12 protein-coding genes are annotated in these 14821 nt (G+C 74.1%); 6 read left to right on the forward strand and 6 right to left on the reverse strand.

All coding sequences use genetic code 11. The features are described from left to right. Positions 1-88 precede the first annotated feature (88 nt). Complete coding sequence (locus AC07CM_RS18260) at positions 89-1654, forward strand: M1 family metallopeptidase (protein ID WP_478877408.1); 1566 nt, start codon at positions 89-91, stop codon at positions 1652-1654. On the opposite strand, the gene AC07CM_RS18265 is transcribed toward AC07CM_RS18260, so the two are convergent. The 4 genes from AC07CM_RS18265 to AC07CM_RS18280 form a co-directional block, all read right to left on the reverse strand. Continuing rightward, positions 1655-2080, reverse strand: a complete 426-nt coding sequence (locus tag AC07CM_RS18265) for a DUF4186 domain-containing protein (RefSeq protein WP_478877409.1) — start codon at positions 2078-2080, stop codon at positions 1655-1657. A 90-nt stretch (positions 2081-2170) separates the two neighbouring features. Beyond that, positions 2171-3262, reverse strand: a complete 1092-nt coding sequence (locus AC07CM_RS18270) for a mechanosensitive ion channel family protein (protein WP_478877410.1) — start codon at positions 3260-3262, stop codon at positions 2171-2173. Positions 3263-3437: 175 nt separating this feature from the next. After that, on the reverse strand, positions 3438-4967 hold the full coding sequence (locus AC07CM_RS18275; RefSeq protein WP_478877411.1) for an amino acid permease: 1530 nt from the start codon (positions 4965-4967) through the stop codon (positions 3438-3440). Positions 4968-5003: 36 nt separating this feature from the next. Then, a complete protein-coding gene (locus AC07CM_RS18280) occupies positions 5004-5996 on the reverse strand; it encodes a hypothetical protein (RefSeq protein ID WP_478877412.1) in 993 nt (330 codons plus the stop codon). A 264-nt stretch (positions 5997-6260) separates the two neighbouring features. Here AC07CM_RS18280 and AC07CM_RS18285 point away from each other — a divergent pair, with 264 nt between their 5' ends. The 4 genes from AC07CM_RS18285 to AC07CM_RS18300 are packed head-to-tail and all read left to right on the forward strand — an operon-like array spanning position 6261 to position 10739. Further along, positions 6261-7691 carry an FGGY family carbohydrate kinase gene (locus tag AC07CM_RS18285; RefSeq protein WP_478877413.1) on the forward strand — a complete coding sequence of 477 codons (1431 nt, stop codon included), beginning with the start codon at positions 6261-6263 and terminating at the stop codon, positions 7689-7691. Next, positions 7688-9091 carry an FAD-dependent oxidoreductase gene (locus AC07CM_RS18290; RefSeq protein ID WP_478877414.1) on the forward strand — a complete coding sequence of 468 codons (1404 nt, stop codon included), beginning with the start codon at positions 7688-7690 and terminating at the stop codon, positions 9089-9091. The genes AC07CM_RS18285 and AC07CM_RS18290 overlap by 4 nt, the downstream gene beginning before the upstream one ends. After that, the gene (locus AC07CM_RS18295) at positions 9088-9285 is read left to right on the forward strand and encodes a hypothetical protein (RefSeq protein WP_478877415.1); all 198 of its coding nucleotides are present in this window, start codon (positions 9088-9090) and stop codon (positions 9283-9285) included. The genes AC07CM_RS18290 and AC07CM_RS18295 overlap by 4 nt, the downstream gene beginning before the upstream one ends. Then, positions 9282-10739, forward strand: a complete 1458-nt coding sequence (locus AC07CM_RS18300; protein WP_478877416.1) for an NAD(P)/FAD-dependent oxidoreductase — start codon at positions 9282-9284, stop codon at positions 10737-10739. The genes AC07CM_RS18295 and AC07CM_RS18300 overlap by 4 nt, the downstream gene beginning before the upstream one ends. Here the strand turns inward: AC07CM_RS18300 and AC07CM_RS18305 are convergent. Both AC07CM_RS18305 and AC07CM_RS18310 read right to left on the reverse strand, forming a co-directional pair. After that, entirely contained in the window at positions 10724-11488 is a 765-nt protein-coding gene (locus AC07CM_RS18305; protein ID WP_478877417.1) for a crotonase/enoyl-CoA hydratase family protein, read from the reverse strand. The two genes, AC07CM_RS18300 and AC07CM_RS18305, sit on opposite strands and share 16 nt — an antisense overlap. A gap of 44 nt (positions 11489-11532) precedes the next feature. Continuing rightward, complete coding sequence (locus AC07CM_RS18310; protein WP_478877418.1) at positions 11533-12507, reverse strand: lysylphosphatidylglycerol synthase transmembrane domain-containing protein; 975 nt, start codon at positions 12505-12507, stop codon at positions 11533-11535. A gap of 186 nt (positions 12508-12693) precedes the next feature. Here AC07CM_RS18310 and AC07CM_RS18315 point away from each other — a divergent pair, with 186 nt between their 5' ends. Beyond that, a complete protein-coding gene (locus AC07CM_RS18315) occupies positions 12694-14622 on the forward strand; it encodes an ABC transporter ATP-binding protein (protein WP_478877514.1) in 1929 nt (642 codons plus the stop codon). Positions 14623-14821: the final 199 nt, after the last annotated feature.

The following is a 14821-nucleotide window of genomic DNA, read 5'->3' on the forward strand; positions in this document are numbered from 1 at the left end:
GAATCCTCGATCTTGTGGTCATGACAAGCGATCGCACATTTGACCGGCGGCCGGACCGACCACCCGGCCGCCCGAGCGAAAGCGGACCATGAGATATCGCACCAGAGTGACGGCCCCGGCGGCCGCTCTGATCGGCACGGCTGCGGCACTGACGGCGGGCTCCCCGGCCCAGGCGCGGACCGCCGGCGGGGGGACGGCGAAGCGCAAGGTGGTGGCCCCGGGCGCGGAGACCCTCGGCGACCCCGTCTTCCCCACCCTCGGCAACAGGGGTTACCGGGTCTCGTCCTACGCTCTCGACTTCACGTACGACGCGACGGCCAGGACGGTCGCCGCGACCGCGACCCTGAAGATACGCACCGACCGGCCGCTGAGCCGCTTCTCGCTGGACGCCCTGGGCCTGGACATACGCACGGTGACCGTCAACGGCACCGCCGCCGTCTTCGAGCAGGTGGGCGAGAAGCTGCGCGTCACGCCCGCCAAGGAGCTGGCGGAGGACGCCGCGGTCGAGGTGCGCGTCGCGTACTCGGCAGACCCGCGCCGCAGCCTCGCGCACACCGCCTGGGTGCCCACCCCGGACGGCTTCGCGATCTGCCCGCAGCCGAACTCCGCGCACACCGTCTTCCCGTGCAACGACCACCCCTCGGACAAGGCCGACTTCACCTTCCGCATCACCGTCCCGAACGGGCTGCGCGGCGTGGCGAACGGCAACCTCACCGGCACCAAGGCCCTGGCCGACGGCCGTACGACGTACTCGTACCGCTCGGCGTCGCCGATGGCCACCGAGCTGGTCCAGATCACCGTCGGCGACTACGTCGTCAAGGACCGGCAGGGCCCGCACGGCCTGCCCCTGCGCGACGTCGTGCCGTCCGCCCGGGCCAGCGCGCTGGAGCCGGCGCTCGCGCTCACCCCGAACCTGGTGACGTGGCTGGAGTCCCGCCTGGGCGTCGCGTTCCCGTTCGAGACGTACGGCCTGCTGCCGTGCAACTCCGACGACGCGAACGCCTTCGACTTCACCGGCCTGGAGACGCAGACCCTCACCCTGTACAAGCCGAACTTCCTGCTCCAGGAAGAGAAGAAGATCGGCTCGCACATGATGCACGAGCTGGTCCACTCCTACTTCGGCAACCTGGTCAGCCCGGCCACCTGGTCCGACCTGTGGCTGAACGAGGGGCACGCGGACTTCTACGGGCTGCTGTACCGCTACGAGCGGGGCTGGGCCGACTCGCTGGGCCTGACCACGATGGAAGCCCGTATGAAGGACACCTACGCCCGCGGCGACCAGTGGCGCCACGACTCCGGCCCGGTGGCCTCGCCCAACGCGACCGACCTCTTCGACAGCCAGCGCTACCTGGGCGGCGTGCTCGTCCTGTACGCCTTCCGGCAGCAGGTCGGGGAGCAGGTCTTCAACGCCGTCGAGCAGGCCTTCCTGGAGCGCTTCCGCAACTTCTCGGCGTCCACCGACGACTACATCGCGGTCGCCTCGGAGGTCTCCGGTCAGGACCAGTCCGGCTTCCTGCGTGACTGGCTCTACGGCAACAAGACGCCGCGCATGCCCGGCCACCCCGACTGGACGGTGACCCCGGTCAGCTCGTCGTTCGCGGCTCCGCACAGCAAGCGCGGCGGCCACCGGCACGACAACTCGGCCACGCTCTGATCAGCCGTGGCGGGCGGCGTCCGGCCCGGCTCCGCCCGCCACCTCGCGCTCGATCCACCGGCAGATCACGTCCACCACGTACACGTGCTCCGCGCGGCTCAGCTCCCGCCCCTCGGGGATCCCGTGCCAGCGCCGCAGGCAGCCGCGGCAGCAGGTGGCGGTGGCGTGCTGGGCGACGAACACCGGATGCCCCCGGTACGGGGTCTGCTTGCCGTCCTTGTACGGCTCGGCAGGCGCCAGCCGCTTGGCGACCAGGTCGTACGCGTGCCACCGGAGCGTCGCCGGGCCCTTCAGCTCGGCGGTGGCCAGATCCCGGCCGCGCAGACGGAACTTCGCCCGGAACGGCTGCCGCGCGATCTCGTCCAGCCGCTGGTCGAGGGAGCGGCTGGCGGGACGGGGGCCGGGGGAGTCGGCGAAAGGGGTCATGCTGCTTCGAGCATACGATCCCGCGCGTGACCCGGTCGGTGCGACGCCCCCAGCCCTCACAAGGCCCGTAGGAACGGCTCGGGAGCCGAGCTAGTCGGTCACCGGGGAGCCGGACGCCACGTCCTGACCGCTCCGCTGCTGCGGGATCACCGCCGCACCCTGCTGCAGGGCCACCGTGCGGGTCGGGGACGGGATGCGGATGCCCTCCTCGCGGTAGCGGCGGTGGAGGCGCTTGATGAACTCGTGCTTGATGCGGTACTGGTCGCTGAACTCGCCCACGCCGAGGATCACCGTGAAGCCGATGCGGGAGTCGCCGAAGGTGTGGAAGCGGATGGCGGGCTCGTGGTCCGGGACGGCGCCGGTGATCTCGGTCATGGTCTCGGCGATGACCTCGCCCGTGACCCGCTCGACGTGGTCCAGGTCGCTGTCGTAGCTCACGCCCACCTGCACCAGGATGGTCAACTGCTGCTCGGGCCGCGTGTAGTTGGTCATGTTCGTCTTGGCGAGCTGGCCGTTGGGGATGACCACCAGGTTGTTGGACAGCTGCCGCACCGTGGTCTGGCGCCAGTTGATGTCCACCACATAGCCCTCCTCGCCGCTGCTCAGCCGGATGTAGTCACCCGGCTGGACGGTCTTGGAGGCGAGGATGTGGATGCCCGCGAAGAGGTTGGCGAGGGTGTCCTGCAGGGCCAGCGCGACGGCCAGGCCGCCGACACCCAGGGCCGTGAGCAGGGGCGCTATCGAGATGCCGAGCGTCTGCAGCACCACCAGGAAGCCGATGGCGAGGACCAGCACCCGGGTGATGTTGACGAAGATGGTGGCCGAACCCGCCACGCCCGAGCGGGACTGGGTGACCGAGCGGACCAGACCCGCGACCACCCGGGCCGCGGACAGGGTCACCACGAAGATCAGCCACACCTGGAGGATCTGGTCGGTGTGGTGCTGGACGGCGCGGGTCAGCGGCAGCACCGCCGCGGCCGCCGCCGCGCCACCCGCGATCGCCGCCCAGGGGACCACCGAGCGCAGCGCGTCCACCATGACGTCGTCGCCGCTCCACTTGGTCCGCTTGGCGTGCTTGGCCAGCCAGCGCAGCACCGTGCGGGACAGAAAGGCCAGTACCAGGCCCGCGGCCAGGGCGATGCCGGCGACGACGAGGTCGTCCAGGGTCAGCGCGCGGTTCACCGGTCACCTCCGGGGCGCAAAGCTGCTGCGGAGAGCCTGATGTGAAGTCTCGTCACGTTGTCACCTGCTCGATGTCCGGAATGTGCCTTCGCGCCGGCCGACGTCATCGGCGAGCGGCGCGAACGCTCATCCTGCCGTATCCGACAGGGGGGTTCGTACCGGGACCGACGCTGTTTCAGACGATGCCCTCGGCGAGTTCGGCCTGGTCGCGGTCGCTGCCGTAGGCGGCGGTGGTGGGGGTGCCGTAGGAACGGCGGGCGACGTACCACCAGACGCTGGCCAGCAGCAGGACGACGACGAGGGCCACCGCCGCGTAGTTCATGGTGGCGGCGGTGACCGGCGAGGACTGCGGCAGGCAGAACAGAACCGTCACGCAGGCCACCCAGAGCACCGCGATCCAGCCGACCGGCCGGCTCCACCGGCCCAGGTTCCACGGACCCGGCTGGAACGAGTCGCCCGCGCGCAGCCGCAGCAGGACCGGGATGGCGTAGGCGGGGGTGATGCCGATGACGTTGATGGCGGTGACCGCGCCGTACGCGGTGGCCGAGTACAGGGAGGGCAGGGCGAGGACACCGGCGACGATCACGGACAGCCACACGGCGGCGACCGGGGTCTGGGTGCGGTTGCTGACCCTGCGCCACAGGTGCGAGCCCGGCAGGGCGCCGTCCCGGCTGAACGCGAAGACCATGCGGCTGGCCGCGGCCACCTCCGCGTTCCCGCAGAACAGCTGGGCGGTGATCACCACGAGCAGCAGGGCGCTCGCGCCGTCGGTGCCGAGCCCGTCGAGCAGGATCTGCGCGGGCGGCACCCCGGTGTCGGTGGTGCGCGTGGCGTCGTAGTCCTGGATGGCGAAGGTCAGGCCGGCGAGCAGCACGAAGCCCGCGATCCACGAGACCCAGATGGACCGCACGATGCCCTTCGCCGCGGACACCGAGGCGTTGGAGGTCTCCTCGGACAGGTGGGCGGAGGCGTCGTAGCCGGAGAAGGTGTACTGGGCGAGCAGCAGGCCGATCGCCGCCACGTAGAGGGGGCTGGACCAGCCGGTGTCGTTCACGAACTCGGTGAACACGAAGGACGGCGACTGGTGGTGGTCGGGGACGATCGCGAGCGCGCCGACGATGAGCGCCACACCGGCCAGGTGCCACCACACGCTGACCGAGTTGAGCAGGCTGACCAGGCGGACGCCGAACAGGTTCAGCACGGCGTGCAGCAGCAGGATGGCGCAGAAGATCAGCATGGTCCTGCCGGGCGTCGGCTCGAAGCCCCACTGGAGATTGGCGAAGGCCCCGGCGAACAGGGCGGCGCCGTAGTCGATTCCGGCGATCGCGCCCAGCAGACCGAGCAGATTCAGCCAGCCCGTGTACCAGCCCCAGCGCCTGCCGCCGAGCCGGTCGGCCATGTAGTACAGGGCGCCGGAGGTCGGATAGGCGCTGGTGACCTCCGCGAGCGCGAGACCGACGCACAGCACGAACAGACCGACACCGGCCCAGCCCCACAGCATCACGGCGGGCCCGCCGGTGCCCAGCCCGAAGCCGTACAGCGTCATGCATCCGGACAGGATCGAGATTACCGAGAAGCTGATCGCGAAGTTGCCGAAGCCGCCCATGCGGCGGGCCAGCACCGGGCGGTAGCCGAGTTCGCGCAGCCGCCGCTCCTCGTCGTGCTGCGGCCGTGCGGGGGAGGACGGTTGAGGCTCGGGGGACATGCGGAAACCTCCAAGGTGGGGGGAGACGAGGGGGCGTCAGGGGCGGGTGCCGAAGTCCTCGGCGGCCGTGCGGCAGCGTTCCCTGGCCCGCAGGAAGACCTCCACGGCACGGCCGCGGTCCGGGGTGCGGTACATCCAGGGCGGCGGCGTGACGTACGGGCCGATCGCGTCGAACACCCGGGCCGAGTCCGGGAACCGGAGGGCACCCCACAGGGCGTGCGCCAGATGGTTGAGGTCCAGCAGCGAGTGCTCGGACCGCGGCGCGTGCTCGAACCAGGAGCGCAGCGCCCGCCCCGCCTCGCGGGTCGCGTCCTCCGCCACCCAGTGCAGGTCGAGCGCCGCGTCGAGCCCGCTGCCGCGCCGGTAGCGCTCGACCCGCACGTACAGCGGCAGCACGTGCAGCGCGGACCCGGGCGGAGCCGAGGAGGCGGCCCACTGGGTGTAACCCGCGGCCTGGGCGAGCCGGTCCGAGGCGTCGATCGCGTACAGGAACTGCAGCATCCGGTGGTGCGCCTCGCGGTTGTACGGATCCCGCCGCCCGGCCTCGGCCAGCAGCTCCCACGGACCCGGCGGCAGCACGGGCTCGGGCGGCGGCGCCCGGTGCTCCTCCCAGCGCTGTTCCGGATCCAGCTGGGCCAGCGCCAGCAGACACACCCAGGGCACGGGGTCCTTCGGGGCCCGCTCGGTGGCGGACTGCGCCGCGTCCCACGCCTCGATCCACAACTCATGGGTGCGCAGGTGCCGTTCCCGCTGCGCCCGCAGGGCCCGCTCCACGCCGACCCGGGCGTGCATCACCGCCGCAGGCACGCTGTGCGGTTCCTCCGCGAGCCAGGCCCGCACCACATCGGTACCGGCCGCCGCGGCGGCGAGGATCTGGGTGCGCTGGGTCCACTGCCACCAGCTCGGGGTGTCCGCCAGCAGGGCGCGCATCGCCATCCAGCGTCCGGTGCGCAGATCCTGCAGGGCGGCGCGCAGCGCGCCGTCGTGGCCTGCCGGGTCGTAGGAGGGGCGGGCTCCTTCTCGGGGCATCAGCCGCCCGCCCCGGTCCGCGAGCGGACGGGCAGGGTGGCGGTGTGCGGTGGCAACAGCCCTCCTCTGGGCGGGGGTTGAGGGGCTTGTGCGGGTCGGCGGTCACTATAGGCGTGTCGTTTCCGCGTTGCCATTGTTGCCAACTCAAGCAAGCCGGACGGCAGTTGCCGCCACGACCGGCGCCGCTTGACGCCGGCCGCGGGCCGACGGCAGGCTGTTCGTGCCGATCTTCGAACGGGCCGGACGAGCGGGCGGGAGAGTGCTATGACGGGGCCGGTGCTCGCCGTCGACCAGGGCACGTCCGGCACCAAGGCCCTGGTGGTCTGTCCCGAACGCGGTGTCCTCGGCACCGGGTTCGCCGCCGTACGGCCCCGTCACCTGCCCGGCGGCCGGGTCGAGGTCGACCCGGCCGAGCTGTACGGCTCCGTGCTCGACGCGGGCCGCGCCGCCCTCGCCGAGGCCGGCGAGGACGTCGTCGCCATGGGCCTGGCCAACCAGGGCGAGACCGTCCTCGCCTGGGACCCGGCGACCGGCCGGCCGTTGACCGACGCCCTCGTCTGGCAGGACCGGCGCGCCGAGCCCCTCTGCGCCGAACTCGTCGAGCACGCGGACGCGTTGCGGCAGCTGACCGGCCTCCCGCTCGATCCGTACTTCGCGGCGCCCAAGATGGCCTGGATCCGCCGCCACCTCACCGGCGAGGGGGTCGTCACCACCTCCGACGCCTGGCTGCTCCACCGCCTCACCGGCGCCTTCGTCACCGACGCGGCCACCGCCGGCCGCACCCAGCTCCTCGACCTCGACCGCGCCGAGTGGTCGCCGCGGGCGCTGGAGACCTACGGACTGTCGGGCGAACGGCTCCCGCAGGTGGTCGACAACGCCCAACCCGTCGGCATCACAAGCGTGTTCGGCAGCGAGATCCCGCTCACCGGCCTCGTCGTCGACCAGCAGGCCGCCCTGCTCGCCCAGCGCATCACCGGACCCGGCCGCGCCAAGTGCACCTACGGCACGGGCGCGTTCCTGCTGGCGCACACCGGCGACACACCCCGGCGCGGCACCTCGGGACTGGTCAGCTGCGTCGCCTGGCGGCTCGCCGGAGACCCGAGCTACTGCCTGGACGGGCAGGTCTACACGGCCGCCTCCGCCGTGCGCTGGCTCACCGACCTCGGCGTCATCTCCTCGGCCGCCGACCTCGACCCGGTGGGCGGCGCCGTCCCCGACAGCGGCGGCGTCGCCTTCGTCCCCGCCCTCGCCGGGCTCGCCGCCCCCTGGTGGCGGGGCGACCTGCGCGGCTCCCTGACCGGGCTCGGCCTCGACACCGGGCCCGGGCACCTGGTGCGCGCCCTGTGCGAGGGGCTGGCGGCCCAGGTCGTCGAGCTGGCGGAGGCGGCGGCGGCCGACCTCGGCACGCCGCTCGACGCACTCCGTGTCGACGGCGGCCTGACCCGCTCGGCCCTGCTCATGCAGACCCAGGCCGACCTGCTGCAACGCCCCGTCGAGGTCTCCGCGCTGCCCGACGCCACCGCGCTCGGCGCGGCCGCCCTCGCCCGGCTCGGCGCCGGCTCCGCACCGAGCCTCGAGGACGCCCTGCCCGACTGGAAACCCGCCGCCGTCTACGAGCCCCGCATCCCGGCCGAGCAGGCCGCCGAACGCCTGGCCCGCTTCCGCGCGGCGGTCGCCGCGCTGCTCGGCTCATGACGCTCACGGCGGAGGGACCGCTGCCCTCGGCGTCGTACGACGTCGCGATCGTCGGCGCCGGAGTCGTCGGCTGCGCCGTCGCCCGTGAACTCGCCCACCACCCCCGTCTGCGGATCGCGTTGGTCGAGGCCCAGGACGACGTCGGCCAGGGTACCTCCAAGGCCAACACCGCGATCCTGCACACCGGTTTCGACGCGGCCCCCGGCTCGCTGGAGGCCCGGCTGGTCCGTGCCGGCTCCCGGCGGCTGGCCGCGTACGCAGCCGAGTCCGGCATCCCCGTCGAACGGGTGGGCGCGCTGCTCGTCGCCTGGGACCAGGAGCAGCTGGCCGCCCTGCCCCAACTCGCCGAGAAGGCGGCGCGCAACGAATGCCCCGACACCCGGTTCCTCGGCGCCGGCGAGCTGTACGCCCGCGAGCCGCACCTCGGCCCCGGCGCGCTCGGCGCCCTGCACGTGCCCGGCGAGAGCGTCATCTGCCCGTGGACGACGACCCTGGCCTACGCCACCCAGGCGGTCCGCGCGGGCGTCGACCTGCACTTGAACACCCGCGTCGACCGGGTGGGCCGGGAAGCCGAGGGGCATCTCCTGACCACCTCCAGGGGCGTCGTGCGCGCCCGCCACCTGGTCAACGCGGCCGGACTGCACGCCGACACCCTCGACCGGGCGCTCGGTCACGACGACTTCACCGTCACCCCGCGCCGCGGCCAGCTCATCGTGTACGACAGGCTCGCCCGGCCCCTGGTCCGGCACATCCTCCTCCCGGTTCCGATCGCCCTCGGCAAGGGCGTCCTGGTCGCCCCCACCGTCCACGGCAACGTCCTGCTCGGCCCCACCGCCGAGGACCTGCACGACAAGCGTGCCACCGGCTCGACCGCCGACGGCCTGGCGCTGCTGCGGGAGAAGGGCCGACGCGTCCTCCCCGCGCTGCTCCAGGAGGAGGTCACCGCCGTCTACGCCGGGCTGCGCGCGGCCACCGAGCACGAGGACTACTGCATCACCGCGCACCCCGGGCAGGCGTACGTCACCGTCGGCGGCATCCGCTCCACCGGCCTGACCGCGTCCATGGCGATCGCCGCCCACGTCGTGGGCCTGCTGACCGGCGCCGGGCTCGATCCAGGCCCGGCGCGCGACCTCGACCCGGTCAGCATGCCCGACCTCGGCGCGACCTCCCCGCGCCCCTGCGAGCGCCCCCAACTCGTCGCCGCCGACCCGGAGTACGGCACCCTCGTCTGCCCCTGCGAGCGTGTCTCCCGCGGCGAGATCCGCGACGCCCTGGCCGCCACGATCCCGCCGCGCACCCTCGACGGCCTACGGCGCCGTACCCGTGCCCGGGCCGGCCGCTGCCAGGGGTCCTACTGCGGGGCGGCGGTACGGCAACTGTTCGAGGAGGGACGCGCATGACCGCCGAACCCGGTTACGCACGGCTGCTCACCCCGGCGGCGGTACGGGTCGAGACGCTGGAGCGGGAGGCGCGGGCCGGGGGTGTGCCCCGGCACTGCGCGCACGGCGGCTTCGGCACGTGGACGCGTCCGCTGACGGGGGCCGGGTACACCCGGGCGGCGGTAGGGCGACTGCTGGAGGTGGGGCGCGCATGACTGCCGAACGGCGGGTGGACGTCCTCGTGGTCGGCGCCGGTCCCGCTGGGCTGGCCGCCGCCGCTCGCCTCGCTGCCGCCGGCGTCGGCCGGGTCGAGGTGCTGGAGCGGGAGGCGCGGGCCGGGGGTGTGCCCCGGCACTGCGCGCACGGCGGCTTCGGCACGTGGACGCGTCCGCTGACCGGGGCCGGGTACGCACGCCTGATGACCGAGGCCGCCCAGCGGGCGGGGGCGGTGATCCGGCTCGGCATGACCGTCCTGGACTGGGCGCCCCCGGAGCCGGCAGGCGCGGACGGACGACACCCCGCGCCGCCGACCGGCGACGCGACCGCTACCGGGACCGCCGCCGGCCCGGTGGACGGTCCAGTGCCGACGAGCACCGCTGACGGACCGGCCGAAACGGCCTCCGGCGGGGAGCGCGGCCCTGGGCCGGAGAGCGCGGATGCGGGACCGGCGGGGCGTGGCTTCGGTCGGGAGGACGGGGCTTGGTGGGAGAGCGCTGGTGGGGGGCCGGCCGGGGCGGTCTTCGGTTGGGCGGAGGGCTCTGCTTCGACGGGCGTCGCTGACGGACCGGCGGGGCGTGCCTTCGGTCGGGAGGACGGGGCTTGGTGGGAGAGCGCTGGTGCGGGACCGGCCGGGACGGGCGGCCAGGAGGGCGGCCCCGGGGCGGTGAGCGCCGGCGGCGGACTGGCCGGGATCGCCTTCGGCCGGGCGGGCGACCCGGTCTCTGCGCGCGCCCGATGCGGGCCGGCCGGGGCCGCCTCCGGGGGGCCGGGCCCGGTCCTCGTGGCCGTCGGTCCCGGCGGGCCGGAGACGATCGCGGCGCGGGCCGTCGTCCTCGCCACCGGCGCTCGTGAACGCTCCCGCGCGGCCAGGCTGGTGCCAGGAACCCGGCCCGCGGGCATCTACACCACCGGCGAACTCCAGCAGTCCGTGCACCTGTTCGGCCAGCCGATCGGCACCCGGGCGGTGGTGGTCGGCGCGGAGGCGGTGTCGTACGCGGCGGCCGGGACCCTCCGTGCCGCGGGAGTCGAGGTCGTCGCCCTGGTCACCGGACACGCGCGCGCCCAGGTGCCGTTCCCGCGTGCCCAGTCGGAGCGCCTCGGGCGTGGCGTCCCGCTCCTTACGGGCACCACGGTCACCGAAATCCTCGGACACGGCCGCCTGACCGGCGTGCGCGTGCGTCACCGCGACGGCCGTACGGCCACCCTGTCCTGCGACACGGTCGTCTTCACCGGCGACTTCGTCGCCGAGAACGAACTCGCCCGCCGGGCCGGCATCACGCTGGGCACGAACCCGTACACCTCGTGTCCGGGCGTCTTCGCGGCCGGCGGCGTGCTGCACCCGGGGCAGTGCGCCGAGGCGGCGACCCGGGACGGGGAAGCGGCGGCCGAGGCGGTCCTGGCGTGGCTGGCGGCCGGCGACAACCGTGGGCCGGATCAGAGGTCCGTGTAGGACCCGTGCCGCCCGGCACCCCCGGCGAACCGTTGCGCCCCCTCCAGCGCCTCCGCCAACACCGCGGTGCCGTAGCGCAGTTCGCCCCGCATCGCCGTCTCCTCGTCCTGCCCCTCCTGGTCGAGCACCGAGGCGCGGTCGCCGCGCAGGCAGGCCTGCGGGAAGCGGGCGATGGCCGCCGCGAGTTCCTCGGCCTCGGCACGGGCGCGGCCGGTGGGGACGAGACGGTTGGCGAGGCCGATGTCGTAGGCCTCGCGGGCCGGGACCGGGCGGCCGGTCAGGATCAGGTCCATGGCCCGGCCGGCGCCGATCAGCCGGGGCAGCCGTACCGTGCCGCCGTCGATCAGCGGCACGCCCCAGCGGCGGCAGAACACCCCGAACACGGCGTCCTCCTCGGCGACCCGCAGATCGCACCACAGGGCCAGCTCCAGGCCGCCCGCGACGGCGTGCCCAGCGACGGCCGCGACAACCGGCTTGGACAGCCGCAGCCGGGTCGGCCCCATCGGCCCGTCGCCCTCCTCGGCGACCCGGTTGCCCCGCTCGGTGCCCATCGCCTTCAGGTCGGCGCCCGCGCAGAACGTGCCGCCCTCACCCCACAGCACCGCCACCCGGGCGTTGTCGTCGGCCTCGAACTCCCGGAAGGCGGCGGCCAGCTCGTCGGCCGTCGGACCGTCCACGGCGTTGCGGACCTCGGGGCGGGACAGGACGACCGTGGTGACGTGTTCCTTGCGCTCCACGCGGACCGGCACGGCGGGGCTCCTTCTCGGGGTGCGGCTCGAAGGGCCACTCTGCCTCAGATGACCTTCAGCCGCACCAGCGCCCCCAGCGTCAACGCCCCCGGCACCAGCGGCACCCACACGGTGATGACCCGGTAGGCCAGCACCACCGCCGTGGCCACCGCAGCCGGACCGCCCGCCGCGATCAGGGCCACGATCAGCGCCGCCTCGACGGAGCCCAGCCCGCCAGGCGTGGGCACCAGGGCCACGGCGACGGTCGCCGCGAGATACGCGAGCGCCATGTGCGCGGGCGGCACCGGCAGCCGCAGCGCCTGGCCGACCGCGGCCAGACCGGCCGCCTGCAGCGCCGGGAAGGCCAGCGAGCCGCCCCACAGGGCCAGGGCGCGGGCCGGGCGCGTGTGCACCGAGCGCGCCTCGCCCAGGGCGTCCCGCAGGAATCCGCCGACGGCCGTGCGCAGCCGCCGTACCAGGGCCAGCGCGGCCGCCGCCACGACCAGCAGCACGACGGCGCCGCACAGCAGCGGGACCGCCGAACCGTCCGGCAGCAGGGTGCCGAGCCGCAGCGCGTCCGGGAACGCGAGCAGCAGCGCGGCCAGCAGACCGACCCGGCCCACGCTCTCCGCCAGCAGATACAGGGCGAGCGCCGCCGAGGAGCGGGCGAGCGGCACCCCGCACACGGTCATGAAACGCAGGTTCACCGCGCCCGCGCCGAGCCCGGTGGGCAGCAGGTGGTTGGCCGCGCCCGCCGCGAACTGGGTGGCCAGCAGCCGCCCCTTCGGCAGTGGCTGCACCACCGCGCCCTGCCGGGTGACCGCGGCCGCGACCCAGGTCATGCAGGTCGCACCGGCCGCCGCCAGCAGCCACGGCCAGGACGCCGTGCGCAGCTGGCCGAAGCCCTCGGCCAGCACCGAGCGATGCCGCACGGCGGCCACGGCCACGAGCACGAGCGGCACCAGGCACAGCACCTGGCGGACGGGGATCCGCCGGGGGAGGCGTCCCGGGGGGACGTCGGGGAGTCGGAGCGCTGTCACATCGGGAGAGGTTCTCCGCGCCGCGCCAACGGCAGGTGGCGCGAGCGCGGACGGCGGCTTACGGACGGGCAGCGGATGGGCGGGAGGCGCCGAGGAGACCCTCGGGTGCGGGGGCCGAGGTGCGGGTGAAAAGGCGCGGAGGTTGACCTCAACATAGCTTGAGGTCCTACGTTCTCTTCCATGAGCATGGAGACCACCGCCTGGACGCAACTGCACAGCGTCATGAACGCGCAGCAGGAACGCCGTCCCCTCGCCCGCGCCACGCTGCGCCGCATCGCCGCCTTCGCCCGCCCGCACCGCTCGGGCATCGTCCGTTTCGTGCTGCTCGGGGTGCTGACCGCACTGCTCGCCGTGGCCACCCCGGTACTCGCCGGCCACGTCGTCGACGCGATCGTGGCGGGTCACGACTCCGGGACGGTCGTACGGCTCTCCCTGCTGATCGCGCTCGTCGCCCTCGCGGAGGCGGGGCTCGGCGTCCTCGGCCGGCGCCTGTCGGCGACGCTCGGGGAGGGACTCATCCTCGACCTGCGCACGGCTGTGTTCGATCATGTGCAGCGCATGCCCGTCGCGTTCTTCACACGTACCCGTACGGGCGCGCTGGTCAGCCGTCTCAACAACGACGTGATCGGCGCCCAGCGGGCGTTCGCCAACACCCTGTCCGGTGTGGTGACCAACCTGGTGACGCTGCTGCTCACGCTCGCGGTGATGCTCACCCTGTCCTGGCAGATCACCCTGCTCGCGCTGGTGCTGCTGCCGGTGTTCGTGCTGCCCGCCCGGCGCATGGGCAGCCGGATGGCCCGGATGCAGCGGGAGGCGGCCGCGCTCAACGCGGCCATGGGCACCCGGATGACCGAGCGCTTCTCCGCGCCCGGCGCCACCCTGATCAAGCTGTTCGGCCGGCCCGAGGAGGAGTCGGCCGAGTTCGCGGACCGCGCCCGCCGGGTGCGCGACATCGGCGTGCGCACGGCGACCGCCCAGTCGGTGTTCATCACCGCCCTGACCCTGGTCTCGGCCCTCGCGCTCGCCCTCGTCTACGGCCTCGGCGGCTGGTTCGCGCTGCGCGGCACCCTGGAGGCGGGCGCGGTCGTCTCCCTCGCGCTGCTGCTGACCCGGCTCTACGCCCCGCTCACCGCGCTCGCCGGAGCCCGGGTGGAGGTGATGAGTGCCCTGGTCAGCTTCGAGCGGGTCTTCGAGGTGCTGGACCTGAAGCCGCTCATCGAGGAGAAGCCGGACGCCGTGGAGGTGCCCGAGGGCCCGGTCGCTGTCGAGTTCGAGGACGTCCGCTTCGGCTACCCGTCCGCCGACCAGGTCTCCCTCGCCTCCCTCGAGGAGGTCGCCGCCCTCGACACCCGCGGCGGCGCCGACGTCCTGCACGGCGTCTCCTTCCGCGCCGAACCCGGCCGGACCGTCGCCCTCGTGGGCTCCTCCGGCGCCGGCAAGTCGACCATCGCGCAACTGCTGCCGCGCCTGTACGACGTCGACGCGGGCGCCGTCCGCATCGGCGGCGTCGACGTGCGCGACCTCACCGCGACCTCGCTGCGGGCCACCCTGGGCATGGTCACCCAGGACGGCCACCTCTTCCACGACACCGTCCGCGCCAACCTGCTGCTGGCCCGGCCGGCGGCCACGGACGAGGATCTGTGGGACGCGCTCGGCCGCGCCCGCCTCGCCGAGGTCGTGCGCTCCCTTCCCGACGGCCTGGACACGGTGGTCGGTGAACGCGGCTACCGGCTCTCCGGCGGCGAACGCCAGCGCATGACCATCGCCCGGCTGCTGCTGGCCCGGCAGCGCGTGGTCATCCTCGACGAGGCCACGGCCCACCTGGACAACACCTCGGAGGCGGCCGTCCAGGAGGCGCTGACGGAGGCCCTGGAGGGTCGCACCGCCGTGGTCATCGCCCACCGTCTGTCCACAGTCCGGGCCGCCGACCAGATCCTGGTCGTGGAGGCCGGCCGGATCGTGGAACGGGGCACGCACGAGGAACTCCTCGCGGCGGGCGGCCGGTACGCGGAGCTGCACCGCACGCAGTTCGCCCAGCGCGACGGACACCCCGAGGCGCCGGCGCCGACGGTGGTGACCGGGGTGACGGAACCGGCCGGGGTGACGTCGGTGTAGCCGGCGCCAACTGCCGTGGCGGACGGTCGTCCTGGCCGCATGCCGGCGGTGCACGAGGCCCGGCAGGACGCGGGTGGGGGGGGGGGGGGGGTCCCCCCCCCCCCCCCCCCCCCCGGCGGGGTCCGGGGCCCTTCCCCTCCCCCCACCAGGGGAGGGGGGGGTCCTACGTTGGGAGGCACCAAACTCCCCCCACGACGGA

The organism is Streptomyces sp. NPDC044061 (genome assembly GCF_056434305.1).